Origin of the sequence: Anatilimnocola floriformis (assembly GCF_024256385.1) — a bacterium.
Taxonomy (GTDB): Bacteria; Planctomycetota; Planctomycetia; order Pirellulales; family Pirellulaceae; genus Anatilimnocola; species Anatilimnocola floriformis.
The window spans coordinates 3,447,939-3,468,530 of sequence record NZ_JAMLFW010000001.1; the positions used below are offsets into that span (position 1 = coordinate 3,447,939).

15 protein-coding genes are annotated in these 20,592 nt (G+C 56.5%); 13 read left to right on the forward strand and 2 right to left on the reverse strand.

Annotated elements, in window-relative coordinates:
* Positions 1–59 precede the first annotated feature (59 nt).
* Positions 60–671, forward strand: a complete 612-nt coding sequence (locus tag M9Q49_RS13220) for a recombinase family protein (RefSeq protein ID WP_254509223.1) — start codon at positions 60–62, stop codon at positions 669–671.
* 265 nt (positions 672–936) lie between these two features.
* On the opposite strand, the gene M9Q49_RS13225 is transcribed toward M9Q49_RS13220, so the two are convergent.
* The gene (locus M9Q49_RS13225; protein ID WP_254509224.1) at positions 937–2,244 is read right to left on the reverse strand and encodes a PQQ-dependent sugar dehydrogenase; all 1,308 of its coding nucleotides are present in this window, start codon (positions 2,242–2,244) and stop codon (positions 937–939) included.
* A gap of 415 nt (positions 2,245–2,659) precedes the next feature.
* Between M9Q49_RS13225 and M9Q49_RS13230 the strand changes: the two genes are divergently transcribed.
* On the forward strand, positions 2,660–8,158 hold the full coding sequence (locus tag M9Q49_RS13230; RefSeq protein ID WP_254509225.1) for an Ig-like domain-containing protein: 5,499 nt from the start codon (positions 2,660–2,662) through the stop codon (positions 8,156–8,158).
* A 129-nt stretch (positions 8,159–8,287) separates the two neighbouring features.
* Here the strand turns inward: M9Q49_RS13230 and M9Q49_RS13235 are convergent, their stop codons facing one another.
* Positions 8,288–8,524 carry a hypothetical protein gene (locus M9Q49_RS13235; protein ID WP_254509226.1) on the reverse strand — a complete coding sequence of 79 codons (237 nt, stop codon included), beginning with the start codon at positions 8,522–8,524 and terminating at the stop codon, positions 8,288–8,290.
* Between the two features lie 172 nt (positions 8,525–8,696).
* Between M9Q49_RS13235 and M9Q49_RS13240 the strand changes: the two genes are divergently transcribed.
* From M9Q49_RS13240 to M9Q49_RS13290, 11 genes are all read left to right on the forward strand, one after another.
* The gene (locus M9Q49_RS13240; protein ID WP_315861174.1) at positions 8,697–9,284 is read left to right on the forward strand and encodes a DUF1559 family PulG-like putative transporter; all 588 of its coding nucleotides are present in this window, start codon (positions 8,697–8,699) and stop codon (positions 9,282–9,284) included.
* A gap of 207 nt (positions 9,285–9,491) precedes the next feature.
* Positions 9,492–9,797, forward strand: coding sequence for a hypothetical protein (locus M9Q49_RS13245; protein ID WP_254509228.1), 306 nt, complete (start codon positions 9,492–9,494; stop codon positions 9,795–9,797).
* 436 nt (positions 9,798–10,233) lie between these two features.
* Positions 10,234–11,100 carry an SDR family oxidoreductase gene (locus tag M9Q49_RS13250; RefSeq protein ID WP_254509229.1) on the forward strand — a complete coding sequence of 289 codons (867 nt, stop codon included), beginning with the start codon at positions 10,234–10,236 and terminating at the stop codon, positions 11,098–11,100.
* 192 nt (positions 11,101–11,292) lie between these two features.
* Positions 11,293–12,462 (forward strand): zinc-dependent alcohol dehydrogenase, encoded by a 1,170-nt coding sequence (locus tag M9Q49_RS13255; RefSeq protein WP_254509230.1) that lies wholly within the window; start codon positions 11,293–11,295, stop codon positions 12,460–12,462.
* 135 nt (positions 12,463–12,597) lie between these two features.
* Entirely contained in the window at positions 12,598–14,775 is a 2,178-nt protein-coding gene (locus M9Q49_RS13260; protein WP_254509231.1) for a catalase, read from the forward strand.
* A gap of 438 nt (positions 14,776–15,213) precedes the next feature.
* Complete coding sequence (locus tag M9Q49_RS13265; RefSeq protein WP_254509232.1) at positions 15,214–16,086, forward strand: STAS domain-containing protein; 873 nt, start codon at positions 15,214–15,216, stop codon at positions 16,084–16,086.
* Between the two features lies 1 nt (position 16,087).
* The gene (locus M9Q49_RS13270) at positions 16,088–16,498 is read left to right on the forward strand and encodes an STAS domain-containing protein (RefSeq protein WP_254509233.1); all 411 of its coding nucleotides are present in this window, start codon (positions 16,088–16,090) and stop codon (positions 16,496–16,498) included.
* The gene (locus tag M9Q49_RS13275) at positions 16,479–16,883 is read left to right on the forward strand and encodes an anti-sigma regulatory factor (protein ID WP_254509234.1); all 405 of its coding nucleotides are present in this window, start codon (positions 16,479–16,481) and stop codon (positions 16,881–16,883) included. Before M9Q49_RS13270 ends, M9Q49_RS13275 begins: the two co-directional genes overlap by 20 nt.
* 22 nt (positions 16,884–16,905) lie before the next feature.
* Entirely contained in the window at positions 16,906–17,937 is a 1,032-nt protein-coding gene (locus M9Q49_RS13280; protein ID WP_254509235.1) for an ATP-binding SpoIIE family protein phosphatase, read from the forward strand.
* Positions 17,901–18,869, forward strand: coding sequence for a sensor histidine kinase (locus M9Q49_RS13285; RefSeq protein WP_254509236.1), 969 nt, complete (start codon positions 17,901–17,903; stop codon positions 18,867–18,869). Before M9Q49_RS13280 ends, M9Q49_RS13285 begins: the two co-directional genes overlap by 37 nt.
* 2 nt (positions 18,870–18,871) lie before the next feature.
* On the forward strand, positions 18,872–20,467 hold the full coding sequence (locus tag M9Q49_RS13290) for an ATP-binding response regulator (protein WP_254509237.1): 1,596 nt from the start codon (positions 18,872–18,874) through the stop codon (positions 20,465–20,467).
* Positions 20,468–20,592: the final 125 nt, after the last annotated feature.

Genomic DNA, 20,592 nt, shown 5'->3' on the forward strand with positions numbered 1-20,592 from the left:
AATGACAGCTGACACTTTCGCCGATCTTCGTAGAATCAGCCAACCAACAGGAGTTCTACGTGCCAACCGAAAAACATGTGGCGATCTACCTGCGAGTGAGCACCAAGCGGCAGGACACCAAGTCTCAGGAACCAGACCTGAAGCGATGGGCCGAAGCCAACAGCGATCAGACGGTTGCCTGGTACCGCGACAAGTTCACCGGGAAAACGATGGACAGGCCGGGCTGGAGCAAGCTGCAGGGGGCGATCGACCGCGGTGAAGTGTCGAAGGTTGTGTGCTGGCGATTGGACCGCCTGGGACGCACTGCCAAGGGGCTGACTGCCTTGTTCGCCGAGTTAATCGAACGAAAGGTGAATCTCGTCAGCTTGAAGGACGGCCTGGACCTCAGCACGCCTGCAGGACGATTGATGGCGAATGTGCTGGCCTCAGTCGCTCAATTCGAAACTGAGTTGCGGGCGGAGCGCGTCCTTGCTGGCCAAGCGGCCGCACGAGCGTCTGGGCGGACCTGGGGCGGATCCGAGAAGGGCAGACTAATCTCTGTGACGCCCGAGCAGATTGAAGTCGTTCACAGCATGGAGGCGCAACGTGCCAAGATCACCGCGATCGCACGTGCTACGGGATTAAGTAGACCGACAGTGTATCGGCTGCTTGCGGAACACGAACCGAAATGACTGCCTCTGTGTCATTTGTTCATGCACAGAGGGGGTCAAACAGCATTTTTGCTCAGGCAGCGGTTGGTGGCACGTACTTACTAAGTACTCCCTAAAAAATCTGAACTCGCGCGAAGAATCTAGCCCGGGGGAAGCTGCCTATTCCCCGCCCCAACACCTCGGTGGATTCGCCGCGAGGCGAATGTCAGTCGACTGGTCACGTTAGGCGTAGATAGTACACGCGTGACCTGAGCTTCAGTCGATGTGATTCATCAGCGAACTCCGCTTAGCGCGCATCGTCTGCGGACACTCGCCAAACAACATTTCCCGGCTCGTCACACACGAGTAAGCTGCCATCGCGGGCCACAGCAACTCCAACCGGTCGGCCGTAAACTTCGTCCTCGTTGGCAATGAACCCTGTGAGAAAGTCCTCTGCCATTCCTGCCGGTTTTCCATCTTTGAACGGCACGAAAGCGACCCGATAACCGACAAACTTCGAACGATTCCAAGACCCACGCTGACCAATGAAAGCGCCGTCGCGACACTTGGCCGGAAAGGCCTTATGGTCATAGAAAGTCAGCCCAAGCGAAGCCGTGTGCGATCCGAGATCGAAATCGGGAACGATTGCCTTCTTCACGAGATCTGGACGTTCCCCTTTCATTCGCGGATCGGCGTTACTGCCGAAGTAAGAGTAGGGCCAGCCGTAGAAACCGTTCTCTTGCACGCTCGTGAGGTAGTCAGGAACCAGGTCGTCACCCAACTCATCGCGCTCATTGACGACCGTCCATAAATGACTGGACATCGGATTCCAGGCCATTCCCACTGGATTTCGTAAGCCGCTCGCAAACACGCGCAACGCGGTGCCGTCTAGGTTGACTTCTAGGATGTTTGCCCGCAACATTTCTTCGGCGGTCCCGTGTTCGGCAACGTTGCTGGCCGAGCCGACGGAGATATAGAGCTTGTTACCATCGGGAGTGGCCAACAGATTGCGCGTCCAGTGATTGTTGTAGCCACCGGCCGGCAGATCGAGAATTTTCATTCCTTCGCTGCTGATGCTCGTCGCGCCGGTTTTGTAGGGAAACGCGTGAACTCCATCGGTCGTTGCGATAAACAGTTGATCTTTGACGAGCGCCATTCCAAACGGCTGCCGTAAATCTTTCAGGAAGGTCTCGATCTTTTCCGGTTTGCCATCTTGGTCAGCGTCGCGCAGCAGCGTGATTTTGTTAGGGGAGTCGCCGGTGACCGTTTTCGCTTGCTTGGCTCCTTCCTCTTGTTTCTTTTCCTTCGAGGATTTTTCGTTGTCATCCTTTTTCTTATCTACGGGCTTGGGCAGCGTCCGTGATTGCGCAATCAGTACATCACCATTGGGCAGGACATAAATCCAGCGCGGATTCTCCAGTTCGCGCGTGAAAGCTTGTACGCGAAAACCCGTCGGTGCCTGGGGTGTTTTGTCCTTCGGCCAGCCGATCACCTTGGGATGCTTGATCGTCGATTTGGTGGCGAAAGGCTCGGGAAGATCTCGGGAAGGTCGCTCCTGGGCACTTGAGATCGAGATAGCCAAGAAGACGAGCGCGATGACGCGAATGACGAGCATGAATAACTCCATGTGAACGCGATGAAACTTCTGGTTGTCGCGTGCAGCAAATCTTAGTCCCGCGTTCTTGCCATGTCGCGCGCGGCCCGTTCTCGCAGTGCAGAGCACGCCACTTCTGCGAATCAGCGACCGTTCGCTACTGCTTCGACTCGCAATTCCCTCTGGCCGTCAGGCTGTCACCCTGAACCGCCGCCGCGCGGTTCGATGATTTGCACGCTGCGCGGCCGCAACTTGCTGCGGCGGGAAACTCTATGAAATCTCTCGGTATTCGGGCTCATTTCAGCAGATTTGTTACGAAGCCTACCTTTTTCGCATATGTCGCGCAGATTGGTATGCAGCATGCGTTAGGACGCGCCCTTCCCTCCGCCTCTGCGGATCTCGGCTAGGCAAAACGACTCTCAAAGGATGGCTCTCCATGTCCCAGGCAAAACGTCACGCTTCCGGTACGCGCCGCTCGCAAATGGCTCGTCGTCAATTTCTGCAGGTCGAGCAACTGGAAGAACGTGCGCTCCTAGCGGGCAACGTGACCACCAGTAACAGCAGCGGTTATCTGTATCTCTACGGTGACAGCCAGTCGAACAATCTGTCCTTGACGCGCGTCGGCACGAGCGCCGTGCTAATCACGCCGCGCGACGGAACGACGATCAACGGATCGACGACTCCGCTCACGATCAACAATATGAGTGCCGGACTGTCGGCCTATCTGGGCGAGGGAGACAACGTGCTCGAGCTAAACGGCTCGACGACGACGAATCTGCGGGTATCGGGTTTAACCACGATTCTCACCGGTGGCGGGAACGACACGATTCGCTTTGTGAATTATTCCAGCGGTGGCGGGCTCATCCTGTTTACTGGCGACGGCGACGACACGGTGAGCAGCTCGCTAGATCCTGCGGCTCCGACCATTACGTCAGGCGGGCTGCGTGTGAATGGCTCAGCCGCCATCAACACGGGGAACGGCAACGACAATGTCTCGCTGCGGAACTCGGCGTTCAACAGCGCGTTCCGCCTGGACACCAGCCTGGGCAACGACACCGTTGATATTCGTAATTCGGAGATGCGATCGCGTTCCACCGCGATTTATGACGTTCTCGGGACCGACACGCTCAATAGCGCCGGCAACACCTTCTCTTATTCACCGCTTATTTACGGCTTTGAGACCCGCACGTCGACAAGCGGCCCGACTGCCAACAACGATACCGTGACGATTGCCGAAGGGGGGAATACGTCGATCAGCGTGCTGACGAACGACGTGGCTTCCGGCGGCGGCACGCTGAATACGGGCAGCGTGGCGATTATTGCGGGTCCCACGCGCGGTACCGCGGTGGTCAATTCGGATGGCACGATCACCTATACCAACGGCGGTGGCGAATTCGCCACCGACTCGTTCACCTACACCGTTCGTGATAGCCAAGGCAATATTTCGAATACGGCGACGGTGAACGTCGCGATCACCAACGTCAACGATCTGCCGGTGGCCGTCGCCGACACACTTACCGCGAATGCCGGAACGGCGACGACGCTGAACCTGGGCGCGAACGATACGGATGCGGAAGGGCGATTGAATCTGGGCTCGATCGTCATCGTGCAGCAGCCGACCAACGGCACTGTGACCGTCGGCACGAATGGCAACGTCATCTATACGAGCACTGTGGCTGGAGCGACCTCCGATTCGTTCACGTACACGATTGCTGATCTCGATGGGGGCACGTCGACGGCTGGGACGGTGAACCTGGTGATCAGCAACGCTCCCGCTGGCTCGCCTACGATTGCGCCAATTGCCAATCAATCGACGACCACCAATACCGCTACCACTGCGATCGCGGTGACGGTCAACGATTCGCAAACTCCGGCTGGTTCGCTGATTGTGACGGCGACATCGAGCAACACGACACTCGTGCCGACCTCTGGCATCGTACTCGGCGGATCGGGCAGCAATCGCACGCTCACGATCACTCCGGCAGCGAATCAAACCGGCACGTCAACAATTACGGTGTCAGCGAAGGATGGCGACAATAACACCACGACGACAACGTTCGTTCTGACGGTAAATGGGCAAGGTGGCCAGAACACGGCGCCCACGATTGGCACGATTAACAACGTGACAACCAATCAAAACACAACGACCGCTGCAATTGCTGTAACTGTGAACGATGCAGAAACAGCGGCCGGTTCGCTGAATGTCACCGCGACCTCCAGCAACACCACGCTGGTGCCAAACGCAAACATCATCCTTGGAGGATCGGGCAGCAATCGCACGCTCACGATCACTCCGGCCGCGAATCAAACTGGCGCTACGGCGATCACAGTCACTGCGACCGATGCAAACAATGTGTCGACGACGCAAACCTTCGTCGTAACTGTGAATAGCCTGAACACCGCACCCACGATCGGTGCTATCGGCAATGTATCGACCAATCAAAACACGGCGACCAGCGCGATTGCGGTGACAGTGAATGACGCTGAAACAACCGCTGGTTCGTTGACTGTCGCAGCGACATCCAGCAATACCACGCTGGTACCGAATTCGAGCATCGTCCTGGGCGGTTCTGGCAGCAACCGCACGCTGACGATCACTCCGGCGGCCAATCAAACAGGGACGTCTACCATCACGGTCACGGCTACCGATGCCAGCAACAGTACCACGACTACAACCTTTGTACTGACCGTCAATGCGCCAAACACCGCGCCGACGATCGGTACGATTTCGAATGTGACGACGAATCAGAACACAGCTACTAGCGCGATCCCAGTGACGGTGAACGATGCCGAAACTGCGGCTGGTTCGCTGACCGTGACCGCGACATCGAGCAATACGGAACTCGTGCCGAACTCCGGCATCGTGCTAGGCGGTTCGGGCAGCAACCGGACGCTCACCATCACTCCAGCGGCCAACCAGTCGGGTGCAACCGCGATCACGGTCACCGTGACCGATGCCAACAATGTGTCGACCACCAGAACGTTCGTCGTGATGGTGAATTCCCAGAATGCGGCTCCGACGATCGGCACGATTGCCAATCTTTCGACGAACGAAGACACGGCAACTGGCGCGATTGCTGTGACGGTGAACGATGCGGAGACTCCCGCAGGTTCGCTGCTCGTAACTGCCACGTCCAGCGATACGACGCTCGTGCCGAACGGGAGCATCGTTGTAGGTGGTAGTGGCAGCAACCGCACGCTCACCATCACTCCCGCTGCGAACCTGTCGGGCACTTCTACGATTACCGTGACGGCCACCGATGCGAACAACGTGTCGACGACTTCCACGTTTGTGTTGACGGTTACTCCGCAGAACGACCTGCCGACCATCGGCACGATCGCCAATCAATCGACCAACGAAGATACGGCGACGAGCACCATCTCAGTCAACGTCAACGATGTCGAGACTGCAGCAGGCTCTTTGACGGTGGCAGCCACTTCGAGTAATACGACGTTGATACCCAATGCCAACATCGTTGTCGGTGGCAGCGGTTCCAATCGCACTCTGATCATTACACCAGCCGCCAATCAGTCTGGTACGGCGACGATTACCGTTACCGCCACTGACGCCAACAGCGGGACGACGACTTCGACGTTCGTGCTGACTGTGAATGCCCAGAATGATGTGCCCACCATCGCAGCCGTAGCCGACATCTCGACCAACGAAGATACCGCGGCAACGCCGTTCACCATCACGATCGGCGACATCGAAACGCCTAATGGATTGACCGTCACTGCGACCTCCAGCAACACCAGTGTCGTTGCCAACTTGGGCGTGGGTATCACGGGTACGGGCGCGACGCGTACAGTGATCGTAACACCCGTCGCCAATGCATCGGGACAGTCGACAATCACGCTGAATGTGTCCGATGGCACCGCAACGGCAACCAGGACCTTTGTGGTGACGGTGATCGCGCAAAACGACACCCCCACCATCACTGCCGTCAACGACACCACAGTTGCGGCGGGCGCGGCGATCGCTCCGGTCAACTTCACGATCGGTGACGCCGAGACGGCCGTAACTGCTCTGACCGTGACTGCGACTTCCGACAATCAAGGCTTGGTTACCAATGGCGGTTTGCAAGTGACCGGAAGCGGTGCTAGTCGCGTTCTAACGATCACTCCCGTAGCGGGTGCGAGTGGGACGGCTAACATCACGATCCGTGTAGCCGACGCCAATGGCCTGTTTGCGAACGAAGTCTTTGCCGTCAACATCGACGCGCAGCCGACCATCAGTGCGATCGCTGATCGGACGATCAACGAGAACACCGCAGGCGCGTTCAACTTCACCATCAACGATGCAGAGACAGGCGGTGCTTCCTTGCTGCAATTTGACTTCAACGGAACGGGCACGACTGCCGCATCAACCGGGACCGGTTCCAACGATCAGTCCAGCTTGAACTTCATCGCTAATGGTGGAGCGGCTGCCAACTTGCGGGGAGCGGCCGGTTCGGGCGTGTCGGGACTGGCCGCCGATTTTGCGTTCGACAATTCGGCCAGCGACGGTCTGTTCGGCGCTAGCCGCGCTCAACAGTCCGCTGATTTCAACGCAATCGATGGCTTGGATTCCTTTACGCTGTCTGGGTTTTACAAAGTTCCAGCCGGATCGACCGAGAGCATTGGCCGGCAAGCTGCTCTGATCGAGAATGGTACGATCTCGACGAACGACCAGCCGGCCGGATTCCGGCTACGCGGCGGCGATGCTGCGAACTCGAGTACGCTTCAACTCACGGTGAATCGCGACTTCACGGTGGAGTCGTCGCCCGTCTTCACCGAGATTGGTCAGTATGTCTTCTTCGCGGTTACCTACGACGGAACTCAATCGACGAACAACGTCAAGTTTTACAAAGGAACGACCGCGAGCAACGTGCAATTGGTCGATACCAAATCGCTCGCCGCTGGAACGGTCAACGATGAGAGCATTCCGCTAACGCTGGGCACGACACAAACGAGCGGCCTAACGCTGAATAGCTTCAAGGGGTTGCTCGACGACATCCGCATTGATGATTCGGTTTCATCTTTGCAACAATTGGAGGCTTACCGCACGCAGGCTCTTACCAATACCTCGTCGCCGCCCGGTGCCGCTGCCAATCTGACGCTGGTCGCCACGTCGAGCAATCCCAGCTTGATCCCGGTTGGCAACATCATCTTCAGCGGCACGGGCAACAATCGAGTCGCGACTGTCACGCCGGTGGCAAACCAGACGGGTACCTCGACCATTCGAGTGACCGTGACCGATAATTTCGGGCAGTCCTCGTTCGAAGAGTTTGTGGTAACCGTCAACGACATCCCCACACTCTCTGCGAGCCCTGACATCAACGGCACTGAAGACACGCCGATAACGCCGTTCAATATCACCGCTGGTGACGGAGAAACGGCCGCCAATTCGCTCACCTTCACCGCAACCAGCGACAACCAAGCCACGGTGGCCAACAGCGGCATCGCCATCACCGGTACGGGTCCAACTCGAACGGTGACGATCACGCCGGTGGCCAATGCTTCCAGCACTGCGAACATCACCATCACAGTCAACGATGGCAGTGGCGGCACTGCTAGCGATACCTTTGCCGTGAATCTTACTGCCGTCAACGATGCGCCGGTGGCGGTCGATGACAACGGCGATCTCGATTTTCCCGCGGCATCTAACATCGCCCTCATGCTCTCGGGCAATGTGCTGACCAACGACACCGACGCTGATACCGGCACGACGCTGAGCGTTAGCAGCCTGGGATCGGGAACCGTGGGCCAGCCAATTCAGATGACCTATGGCGATCTGACCATTAACTCCAACGGCTCGTTCAGCTACACGATCGATCCCGACCTGGTCGATCAATTCATGGCTGGCCAAAATCTGCTGGAAACATTGGCTTACAACGTTTCGGATGGAGTCCTTTCGGACTCCGGCGAGCTGACGATTGATCTCCACATTACCTAACGAAGAATTGCGTCGCAGCCATCCATTGATGGCAACATCCCGGGCCAAGAGTCACTTGGCCCCAGTGGAAAATGGGGTAGTGCTGGATTAAGTGGACCCGCAAAATAAGGCTGGAACAACCGCCGCTAATTAGGTCCCGCCGTAGGTGGCGATAATGCAGGTTCCAATCGCCCAATACCAGAAGTAGATCGCGAACCCGACATTCAAACCCAGAAGCGGGCGACCGAACACCATGCCAACTGCAGCAGGAAGCAAAACAAAACGGACGCTACCAGACACGATGTAAACGAAGTCAGGAAATCCCCTGAACCAGAAGGCATCGATTTGCAACGGCTGGAGCTGTCTTAAGCCAAAGCCGATTGCCATCAGCAAGGCCTGGACGGTTGAGGAACTGCTAACCGCGATTGCAGCCTAGTTCGGTTGGCAGTTTGGCCCCGCGAAACCTAGCGGGGCTTTTTCGTGCGCGGTAGAACGGGTTAATGGACGAAAAGCCTAACCGCCCTTGGCAAATCTCTTTAGCAAATGTCGCGAGACAATAGTGCGGAGCTTCTTGTGTCCTGCCGATGGCTCCAATGGTCGGATCATGGGTTCACCGTTCGGCTGCACGAATTACGTTGCGAGTTCCGGCAGTGGCTTGATCGACGGTGGTAATCTCGCGACGGCCGATGGAGTGTTCCTGCTTGGCGTGCCTCAGGCAGATCGCGACATCACCGACGGATTGTCTCAGACGATTGCATTTAGCGAACGAACGCTTGGCTTAGGCCAAGTCGGCTCGACAACACTGGACATACAACGCTCCATGCGCGAGTTCCCCGGCGCCGCCTCACCCACTAGCAGTTTGTGTGATTCGACGAGTAGTAGAACCTGGAATAGCGAGCGAGGCGGCAAATGGATTTTGGGCAACTACGGCAACACGCTTTACAACCATTCGTACCCTCCGAATGCCGCGGCCTGGGATTGCCTTAACGCGACTCAACAAAAGGCTCTAATGTCGGCCCGTAGCCAACACGCGAATGGAGTTATTGTGCTGCACTGTGACGGCAGCACTCATTTCGTCATGGATTCGATTGAACTTTCGACCTGGCAGGCGCTGGCCACGCGGGCAGGCGGCGAAGTCGTGGAGTAAAACGATCCTTGAGCCGGTCTATCTGGAAGCCTTTCGAAGTGCTCGTGCGGTGGTCGTAGCTTTTCGATGCGGAAATCGCATGTCGCGAGAAGCACTACGTCAGTTGCTGACAACCGGCTCGACTTTCGGTGCCGAGATTGGCATTTACGCGCACGGTTTGCCGCATCTTGTGTGCGATGGCTTCTTAAATCGCAGCGACCTCGTAGGATGGCTGACACCACGTCATTCCTGCCAGAAGTCGTTTCTCGCAGGCCCACCATGAATGACCGCTACACTTGGCAGGCGAAGGTCGCCCCCTCTCGCCACGAACTAATTGATCGCGTCTCTTCTAAGGCAGTCGCGATCGTCGTTTTTGATGGCGAGTCGCAGATTTGGGAGTGGACGCGTTTCACGACCAAGTACCTACACGGCGCTCCGCCAGTTTGCGGTTCGACCAAATTCGGTCTGCGGGACGCGAAATCGCAGGTGCTTGATGGGCTAATTGATGGCGCCGCGCCAAGTGAGATCAAATAAAATCCGCAGCTACCTCTGATAAGTAGCTGTAAATGATCGGTCAATGCCGGTTGAGATAGTTCGCCAGGTATTTCGCCGCCCGACTCTCTTTCGCAACTGCAATCTCAGCTGATCGGCCGGCAACGACAACTTGCCCTCCTTCATCGCCCGCAACGGGTCACATGTCGATTACCCAGTCGCTGTTGGCGACGACTTGCATCTCGTGCTCAACCACAATAACCGTATTGCCCACAGCCACCAATCCTTGGAGTTGCGTTACTCAAAAGGTACAGCTGTTGGAAGTAACTCGGACTAGCGATTCACAGCACGCTGCGGACCGTTGTATGCCATTTGATTACCAACGTCGGCATGCAGCTTGCTGCCAGTCGCGACCGTACACCAATGCAATTGGTTGCTGGAGCGCGACGATTCGATCTATTTTTAAAGAGTTAATGCAATGCAAAGTCAGCCGAAGTCACCCCTTCCCGCGCAAATGCAAAGCAAGCCCGGCCTTGATTCGGAAATGACGCCCGAGCCGCGTTATCTAGCCCCACTCTACAAAGGGGCCGGCAAGCTGAACGACAAAGTAGCGCTCATTACGGGCGGCGACTCAGGAATCGGCCGGTCCGTTGCAGTGCTCTTCGCGCGTGAAGGGGCAGCTGTCGCGATTGTCTATCTTCCGGCGGAGCAATCAGATGCCGAGGTGACTGCTCAGGCGATCGAGAAAGAGGGAGCTAAATCTCTGCTGCTCCCAGGCGATGTGACGATCAGAGCGTTTTGCCAAAGTGCCGTCGAGCAAACGGTGCGGAAATTCGGCCGCCTCGATATCCTCGTAAACAACGCGGCATACCAGCAAACCAACCAGGACTTCGCTGACATTTCGGATGAGCAGTGGGATCTTACGTTTCGCACGAACATTTCGGGCTACTTCTACATGGCTCAGTCGGCCTTGCCACATCTGCGACCGGGCGCTGCGATCATCAATACCGGCTCCATTACCGGCTTTGAAGGGAGCAAAACACTCGTCGACTACGCGTCGACGAAGGGTGCCATTCATGCTTTCACAAAATCACTTGCGCAGAATCTGGCCGAGAAGCGAATTCGCGTAAACTGTGTCGCGCCAGGACCTATATGGACACCACTGCAGCCTGCCTCCAAGCCGGCCGAGCAAGTTGCTGAACACGGTGCCGACACTCCGCTAAAGCGCCCCGGTCAACCAGAAGAAGTCGCCCCCGCATTCGTGTTTTTCGCCTCGGAAGCTGATTCGAGTTACATCAGCGGCGAAGTCCTGACCGTGCTGGGCTGGGAGACAAGTGCAGCTTAGGTTCGATGCTGACCTTTGCTGCGATTCCTGCCAATGCGAACGATTTGCGATCCAATGCGCGCACTCAGGCCCAGTTGCTGCGTGCAGAAAAGCCTGACTCTCTAAGTCGGTATTGGCGGCATGACGATTGCCTACCCCGAACGTTCGCACGCCGCGGATTAGGAAATCGCTCACGTCTTGGGAAGTAAAACGATGAAGGCATTGTGCTGGCACGGAACTGGTAAAGTTCAAGTTGATAACGTCCCCGAACCAAAGATCCAGGACTCACGGGATGCAATCATTCGCATTACCGCCTCCGGGATTTGTGGCTCCGACCTGCATCTACTCGATGGCTTCATCCCAACGATGAAGTCGGGCGACATTTTGGGCCATGAACCGATGGGCATCGTCGAAGAAGTCGGCTCCGGTGTGACGAAGCTAAGGCGGGGCGATCGAGTTGTCGTTCCCTTTACCATTTCCTGCGGCAGTTGCTTCTTTTGTGAAAAGCAGCTGTTTTCCTGCTGCGATCGGTCAAATCCCAACGCCGAAATCGCTGCCAAACTCATGGGGCATTCACCGGCGGGATTGTTCGGCTACTCGCACATGCTCGGCGGATTCGCCGGAGGCCAGGCAGAATACCTGCGTGTTCCGTTTGCCGATATCGGCCCGATCAAGATCGAATCCAACTTGCCGGACGAAAAGGTTTTGTTCCTCTCCGATATCTTCCCAACGGGATACATGGCCGCGGAAAACTGCGACATCGAGCCTGGTGATACCGTCGCGATCTGGGGATGCGGTCCAGTCGGGCAATTTGCGATTCAAAGTTCCTGGATGTTCAAAGCAGGACGCGTCATCGCAATTGACCGAGTTCCCGAACGATTGCGCATGGCCGAGCAGCATGGCAAGGCGGAAACAATCGACTTCAGCCAGGATGATGTCTATACGCGGCTTCAAGAAATGACGGGAGGCCGTGGACCGGATCGAGTAATCGATGCCGTCGGCTGCGAAGCTCACGCGGCGAGCACCTGGGGAGTGGTCGTCGACAAGGTTTCGAGCACCGTGATGCCGTCCGACCAATTGCACGCCCTCAGTGAAGCCATCAAATGTTGCCGCAAGGGTGGGACCGTGTCTGTCCCCGGCGCATACGGCGGATTGGCAGACAAACTTCCACTCGGAGCTTTCATGAACAAAGGCCTGACGATGAAGACAGGCCAGACGCACATGCAGAAATACATGAAGCCGCTCCTCCAAAAAATCGAGGACGCGGAGATCGATCCTTCATTTGTGATTACGCATCGCGTGCAACTGAAAGATGCCGCCGACGCGTATTACACGTTTCGCGATAAGAAAGACGGCTGCATCAAGGTTGTCCTTGCTCCGTAGGGTGCCGCCTGCAAATTCGCGACTCGCTGAAATGAATATTGCTAGTCACTCGGCACAGGGCGTGCTGCCGTCTACCTCTGTTGCATACCCGCTCTACTCTGTCCGCTGCGCTCTCCCACTTCCTGGAGTCCCAACATGGCCAAACGTACCTCAGCTCGTGCTACGAAAAACAACAATCGCGATGATTCGCCAAAAGTTGCCGATCTCCAAATGGAAACTGAGGACGGTACAGGGCAATTGTTGACGAGCAACCAAGGCGTGCCGGTCAATGACGATCACAATTCCCTCAAGGCAGGTGATCGCGGACCATCGCTGCTGGAAGACTTTCTGCTGCGGGAAAAGATTACGCACTTCGATCATGAGAGAATTCCCGAGCGCGTGGTACACGCGCGAGGCAGTGGCGCACACGGCTACTTCGAGCTTGACCGCTCGCTGGCGAAGTTCACCCGCGCTGCATTCCTGCAAGAGGCTGGCAGCCGCACGCCAGTCTTTGTGCGGTTCTCCACCGTCGCGGGCTCACGCGGTTCGACTGATCTTGCGCGCGATGTGCGTGGTTTTGCAATCAAGTTTTATACGCAGGAAGGGAACTTCGATCTCGTCGGCAATAACATGCCTGTGTTCTTCATCCAGGACGCGATCAAGTTCCCGGATTTGATTCACGCCGTTAAGCCCGAGCCGCACAATGAAATTCCACAAGCCGCCAGCGCCCACGATACGTTCTGGGACTTCATCTCGCTGACGCCCGAGTCGGCCCACATGATCATGTGGCTCATGTCCGACCGCGCTATCCCTCGCAGTCTGCGCATGATTGAAGGCTTTGGCGTTCACACATTTCGTTTCGTGAACGCCAAAGGTGAATCGACGTTCCTGAAATGGCATTTGAAGCCGGCGCTCGGCATGAAATCTGTCTTGTGGGACGAGGCACAGCGAATCTCCGGATGCGATCCCGATTTCCATCGTCGTGATCTGTGGGAAGCAATCGACTCCGGCAACTTTCCCGAGTGGGAAGTCGGCGTACAGCTCATTCCCGAGGCTGACGAGCATAAGTTTGATTTCGATCTGCTCGACCCTACGAAAATCGTTCCGGAAGAGTTGGTGCCGGTGACACCGATTGGAAAACTCGTTTTGGATCGCAATCCATATAATTTTTTTGCCGAGGTGGAACAGGTAGCGTTTCACACGGGGCACGTGGTGTCTGGTATCGATTTCACGAACGATCCACTGCTGCAAGGGCGACTGTTTTCCTATACCGATACGCAGCTCATTCGCTTAGGCGGCCCCAACTTCCACGAGATTCCGATCAACAGGCCCATCAGCCCATTGCACAATAACCAGCGTGACGGGTTCATGCGTCAGATGATCAATCGAGGCGTGACCTCGTACGATCCGAATACACTTGCTGCTGGTAACCCTCGCCAGGCGAAGATCGCTGAAGGAGGGTTCGCGTCGTACCAGGAACGCATTGGAGCGGCAAAGATCCGGGCTCGCAGTCCGAGCTTCAACGACCATTTCTCTCAGGCGGCAATGTTCTTCCATAGCCAGACAACCGTGGAACAACGGCACATGATCAACGCGCTGCGCTTCGAGCTCGGTAAGTGCGCACACCAATCCGTTCGTGAGCGAGTTCTCTATCTGCTGTCTCAAATTGATGATGGCTTGGCCGCCGCGGTCGCTGAAGGGCTGGGAATCAAAGTGCCCAAGAGACTCGACGACCATCTGAATCAGAACTATGGCGCCAACGCGGATCCGAAATCAGTACAACCGAAGAAGTTCACTGGAAAACCGATCGACTCGCCAGCGTTGAGTATTCATCGAATGGTAAAGCCTGGAATGCAAACCGCCAAGATCGCGATTTTGCTGGCGGACGGTTTCGATGAAGCGGGCGTCAAGGCGATTTCTCAAGCTGTATCCGCGGCCGGTGGCTTGGCAAAGATCATCGCGCCGCACGGAGGAACAGTCGCCGGCGACAAAGGTACGGAAATGGCAGTCGACTTCAGTCTGCCAACAGTTTGCTCTGTATTGTTCGATGCGGTTTATGTTGCTGGCGGCGAAAAATGCGTGAGAACCATCGAGAGCAATCCGCGTGTGCAGGAGTTCATCGAAGAGGCCCACAAGCACTGCAAGGCCATCGCGGCCGACGATGCCGCCCATGAGTTCTTGAAGTCAACGCGTGTGCGCCTTTCGATTGAAGCTGGTGACCCAGCTGTCATCGTTGAAGCCGGTTCACCGAAGCAAGTTGCAAACGCTTTCATTGATGCGATCAGCAAGTATCGAAACTGGAAACGCGAAGAGTTGACACTCACACACGGGTAGTCGTAGTGGCTATCTAGCAAATACAGCGGCTCATCCCGCCGTTGTAAACCATAGGAGCACATAATCGACGGCGTCGCTCAAGAGCATCAACGCGTGGGCCTTGCGTGATGCACCAGCTCAACTGGCCCTGAGACAAGTTGCGCAAACTTGGCGGCTTGATGTTAGCTTGGAATGAACTGATCCAACTGGCCTGTTTCCGACAAGCGCATCTAGCCACGTTTGGCGATTACATCGCGAGGTATCTTGGCACAAACTGCTTGCTATCGCCAACTGGCGTTGGGGCTTGACCTTACTCTACAATACAGGTCCTACAGACGTCTGTCGCCCTGCTGGCGATCTGGCTCTCAGCAGCTTCCTCGCTGTCATCCCCCGCTCCCTTCTGCGCAAGCTACCAGTGGCATTTTCGAATGTCCTGACCACCTTCCAGGCAAGAAATCCATGGCCAAAAGTCAATCCAAACTCGCTACTATCCTGCAAAAGTACGAAGATGATCTGCTGAAAGAGTGGATCAAAGAAATGAAGTCCGGCGGCTCTGCAAAGGAAGCCCGCATCAGTGAAACGGAGGTCAGTTCGCAAGCTAAGGAGTTTATCAGCCTACTGCAGCAGGCGGCTCAAAACGGCAACCTGACCGACACCAACAAACCCGAATGGGCTGCCTTGGGGCAGTTTATCGACAGCATTTCGCGATCGCGCGTGCTGCAGGGATTTGCTGCCGACGAAACGGCAACTTTTGTCTACTCATTCAAAAAGCCGTTTTTCAGCCGCTTGCGAGCGGAACTCGGCCGCGACGCCGATGTGCTGGGCGAAGAAGTCTGGAATGCCACACTTTTGCTCGACCAATTGGGCCTAATGTGCGTGCGGTCGTTCCAAAAGAGCCGCGAGGAAGTGATCAACCGCCAACAAGAGGAAATGTTGGAACTCTCCACACCCGTCGTGAAACTGTGGGACGGCGTGCTGGCCCTGCCGATGATTGGCACCCTCGACAGCGCCCGCACGCAGATTGTGATGGAATCACTGCTGCAGCGGATCGTCGACACGGGATCGGAGATCGCCATCATCGATATCACGGGCGTGCCGACGGTCGACACATTGGTCGCCCAACACCTGCTGAAGACCGTGACGGCCATTCGCCTGATGGGTGCCGATTGCATCATCAGCGGCGTACGACCACAAATCGCTCAGACGATTGTGCATTTGGGCGTGGATCTGGCAGGCGTGACGACGAAGGCTTCGCTGGCCGATGCACTGCGCGTCGCGCTCCGGCAATCTGGCTTCGTTGTTACCAAGCTGGTCGCCGAGAAGCGGAGCTAAGATGGAACGCATTCCAATTTTGAAGCTGGGCAACGTGCTGCTCGTGACCATCCAAGTTGATCTACACGATCAAATTGCGATGGCTTTGCAAGACGATTTGACCTCGCGGATTGAGAAAACGGACGCAAAGGGTGTGCTCATCGACATCTCGGCGCTCGAGATGGTCGACTCGTTCATCGGCCGCATGATTGCCAACATCTCGAACATGTCGAGGATTCTTGATGCGCAAACGGTTGTGGTCGGTATGCAACCTGCCGTGGCGATCACGCTGGTCGAATTGGGACTGTCGCTGCGAGGCGTGAAGACCGCGTTGAATGTGGACAAAGGGATGGCCTATTTACGCAGCAAGCTCTCCACCGATGATGTCGTGACCGACAGCGAGGAGAGTGGCGATGCCAGTGATCAAGACTGAGACGTTGCCCGTCCAGACTGACCAAGACATCGTCTTGGTTCGCCAAACCGTACGAAAACTGTCGCAACAAGCGGCCTTTAGCCTGGTCGATCAGACGAAGTTTGTCACCGCAGCCAGCGAGCTCGCTCGCAACACCGTCATTTATGGCGGCGGCGGGACGATGCAATGGGAAACATTTACCGAGGGGGTTCGTAATTGCGTTCGCCTGACGTTTGTCGATCAAGGACCGGGCATTGCGAATCTGGAACTCGCGTTGACGGATGGCTGGACATCGGGCCGGGGTATGGGCATGGGCTTGTCTGGTTCCAAACGGCTGGTGAATGAATTCGACATTCAAAGCGCGCCGGGCAAGGGAACGCGCGTGATGATTGCGCGCTGGAAATAATGGCAGAAGGTTCGAATACATTATGTACTGCCACGCTGTATTCCCGGTGATCGAAATCACGCAAGTCGGCGAAGCTCGTCGCCAAGCCGCGCGCTTGGCGGAAGCCGCGGGCCTCAATGAATCGCTGATCGGCAAGATCTCGGTCGTGGTGTCGGAACTCGCTACAAATCTGGTGCGTTACGCCAAGAAAGGTGAGATTCTGCTTCGTCCTTTGAACGATGCCGCGGGGCCGGGGTTGGAAGTGATTGCGGTCGATCATGGGCCGGGCATCGTGAACACGGGCCGCAGTTTGGAAGATGGCTACTCCACGGGCGGCACTGCGGGCAACGGCCTCGGCGCAGTCAAACGTTTGTCGACCGAGTTCGATATTTTTGGTTCGCTCGCCAGCGCGACTCAGCCAGGCGGCACGGTGGTTTTCAGCCGCATGCGGGCCATTCCAGCGCACAAAAGATCAATGTTCGAATGGGGCACGATCGAAAGGCCCGCACCCCACGAAATCGAATGCGGCGACACGTGGAGAATTGTTGAGCGCGGCCATGAACTCAGCATTCTGATGGTCGACGGCTTGGGACATGGTCCGCAGGCGGCGGAGTCTGCTGCCGTCGCCGCGGAGGTCTTCAGCGTGAATCCCTTCGCTGCCCCGACCGAGTTGCTGCCGATCGCCGATCGCCGCCTGCGTGGAATGCGCGGCGCGACGATCGCCATCACTCAGATCAACGCGTGCGACAACAAACTGACCTACGCGGGCGTCGGCAACATTGCCGGGCACTTGCGCTCGCGTACCGGCGAATGGCGCAAAGGCCTGATGTCGCACAATGGCACGGTTGGTGCGGAGATGCGAAAGGTGCAGCAGATTGAGTACGATTATCCCGAGCAGCCTTTGTTGATCCTGCATTCCGACGGCTTGCAGACCCGCTGGCTGTTGGAAAATTATCCAGGTTTGATCAATTGCCATCCCGCCGTGATTGCTGCCGTGCTGGCGCGCGATTTCACCCGCGGCCGCGACGATTTAACCGTATGCGTCGTTCGCTCGACTTCACCTTTCGCAATCTGATTTGGAATATGTCACTGGAAAAAGAGATCGCCGAAGCGCGCGAAGAGAACCAACAACTGCATGGCGATGTACAAAATTACGCGCGGCAGATTGAAGCACTGCGCGAAGAGTTGGCAGAGACCAACCAAGGCGTGGTCGCACTCTACGCGGAACTTGACAACCAGGCCAATGCGTTGCGGGAAGCCACCGCGCTGAAGAGCAGATTTTTGTCGTACATGAGTCACGAGTTCCGCACACCTCTCGGTTCGATTCGCAGCATAGCGAGGTTATTGCTCGATCGCCTTGATGGCGAATTGACCCCAGAGCAAGAAAAGCAGATCCGCTTCATCGACAACTCGGCGATCGAGTTGACGGACATGGTCAACGACTTGCTCGATCTCGCTCGCATTGAAGCTGGCCGCGTGGCGATTTCCGCCGAGTGGTTCGAAATGGTAGATCTCTTTGCCGCTCTACGCGGCATGTTCCGTCCACTCCTCGCCAACTCCGAAGTGAAGTTGATACTCGAAGAGCCGATTGATCTGCCGCGAATTTACACGGACAACAAAAAACTCTCGATCATTCTGCGCAACTACATTTCGAACTCGATCAAGTTCACGCCGACCGGCGAAATCCGAGTTTCCGTCGGACGTATCGACGACGAGCAAGTGCAGTTCAGCGTCAGCGACACCGGCATTGGCATTGCACCCGAATTTCAGCACATGATCTTCGAGGACTTCACGCAAGTCGATTCGCCTTTGCAAAAGAAGTGGCGTGGCAGCGGCCTCGGCCTTTCGCTCAGCAAGAAACTGGCGACACTGCTGGGCGGCTCGGTTAGCATGACGAGCGAACCAAATGTCGGCTCTATATTTTCCGTGGTAATTCCCATTCAATTTGCCGAGGAAGCTCCTGAGGGGACAAACTCCGCAGCCCTGCCGACTCGTAACGAGACTTAGTCATGTCGCTTGCCAATTCGCGCATTCTCGTCGTCGACGACAATCCCGCGACACGGTATTCCACCACGCGCGTGCTGAAAAGCGCGGGCTTTCACTTGCAAGAAGCAGGCACCGGGACGGAAGCTCTAGCTATCGTCGCGCAAGGTGTGGACCTGGTCGTTCTCGATATCAATCTGCCGGACATCGACGGCTTTGAAGTTTGTCGCCAGATTCGCGCTAGTGAGCGTATGAGCCGGTTGCCTGTGGTTCATCTTTCGGCGACGTTCGTCAAAGACGTCGACAAAGCTCACGGCCTTGACGTGGGCGCCAACGGCTATCTGACGCATCCCGTAGAGCCGCCAGTGTTGATCGCCACCGTTTCGGCGTTTCTGCGCGCGTGGCGGGCCGAACAAGAACGCGAAGCGCTGCTCATCAGCGAACGCGCCGCTCGCGAAGAAGCCGAAAGCGCGAATCGCTTCAAAGACGAATTCTTAGCGACACTCTCGCATGAACTTCGCACGCCGCTACAAGCAATTATCGGCTGGACGCAACTGCTGAAGACCGGCAGTCTCGACCCTCAAGATCTGGCCGAAGGCATTCGCGTGATCGAGCGCAATGCGCAGCTGCAAACGCAGTTGATCTCGGACTTGCTTGATGTGGCCCGTATTACTTCCGGAAAACTGCGCCTAGATGTTCAGCCTGTCGATCCCGCGACGATCATCGAATCGGCGCTCATCGCTGTACTGCCCGCCGCACAAGCCCGCGGAATGCGCATTCAAAAAATGCTCGATACGTCGACTGGAACCATCAACGGCGATCCCGCCCGGCTGCAACAGGTGGTTTGGAATCTGGTCAACAATGCCGTTAAGTTCACGCAGAAAGGTGGCAAGGTCGAAGTCACGTTGAGGCGCATCAATTCGCATGTCGAGATCGTCGTCGCCGATAACGGACCAGGGATAGCCCCAGAATTGCTGCCGAGTATCTTCGATCGTTTTCGGCAGGGCGATTCGACCATCACGCGTTCGCACGGCGGCTTGGGTCTAGGTCTAGCCATCGCCAAGCAATTGGTTGAACTGCATGGCGGGCAAATCAGCGCGCACAGTGATGGCCTCGGGATGGGTGCCAAGTTCAGCGTTGTGCTCCCGTTGGCGGTCACCAAGTCATCCGCTGTCGAAAATTTTGCTGCCGCGACGGCGGGGCGGACGGACGATTCTGCTGCGGACACCGTCAAGCTCGATGGAGTGCGAGTGCTCATAGTCGACGACGACAACGACAGTCGGAACATGCTCGTGCGGTTACTCAAAAACTGTGGTGCCGAAACGCGCGACCTGAATGGTGCGACCCAAGTCGTCGCTGCGGTGAACGAGTTTCAGCCGCATCTGTTGATCAGCGACCTGGGAATGCCAAGTGTGGATGGATTTGAATTAATCCGCTCGATCCGCTCAGGTGGATATGCAGTTCAGACGCTGCCGGCAATTGCTCTGACCGGCTTTGCAAGCTCTGAAGACCGACGGAAAGCGTTGCTTGCGGGATTTCAAGCGCATATGGCTAAACCCGTTGACCCTCGCGAACTCACCGGTGCAATCGCTACGCTTTTAGGTCGAACGGGACAGCCTTGAGTTACACGCTCAAAAATTGCAAGTAGCAATTGTTATTTGCAGGTCTCTCCTTTCACGTCGGATGACGATGTGACCGAAGCGAGCAGTTCGAACTAAGATCGCGAAACCTCTGGCACTCTTGGCCG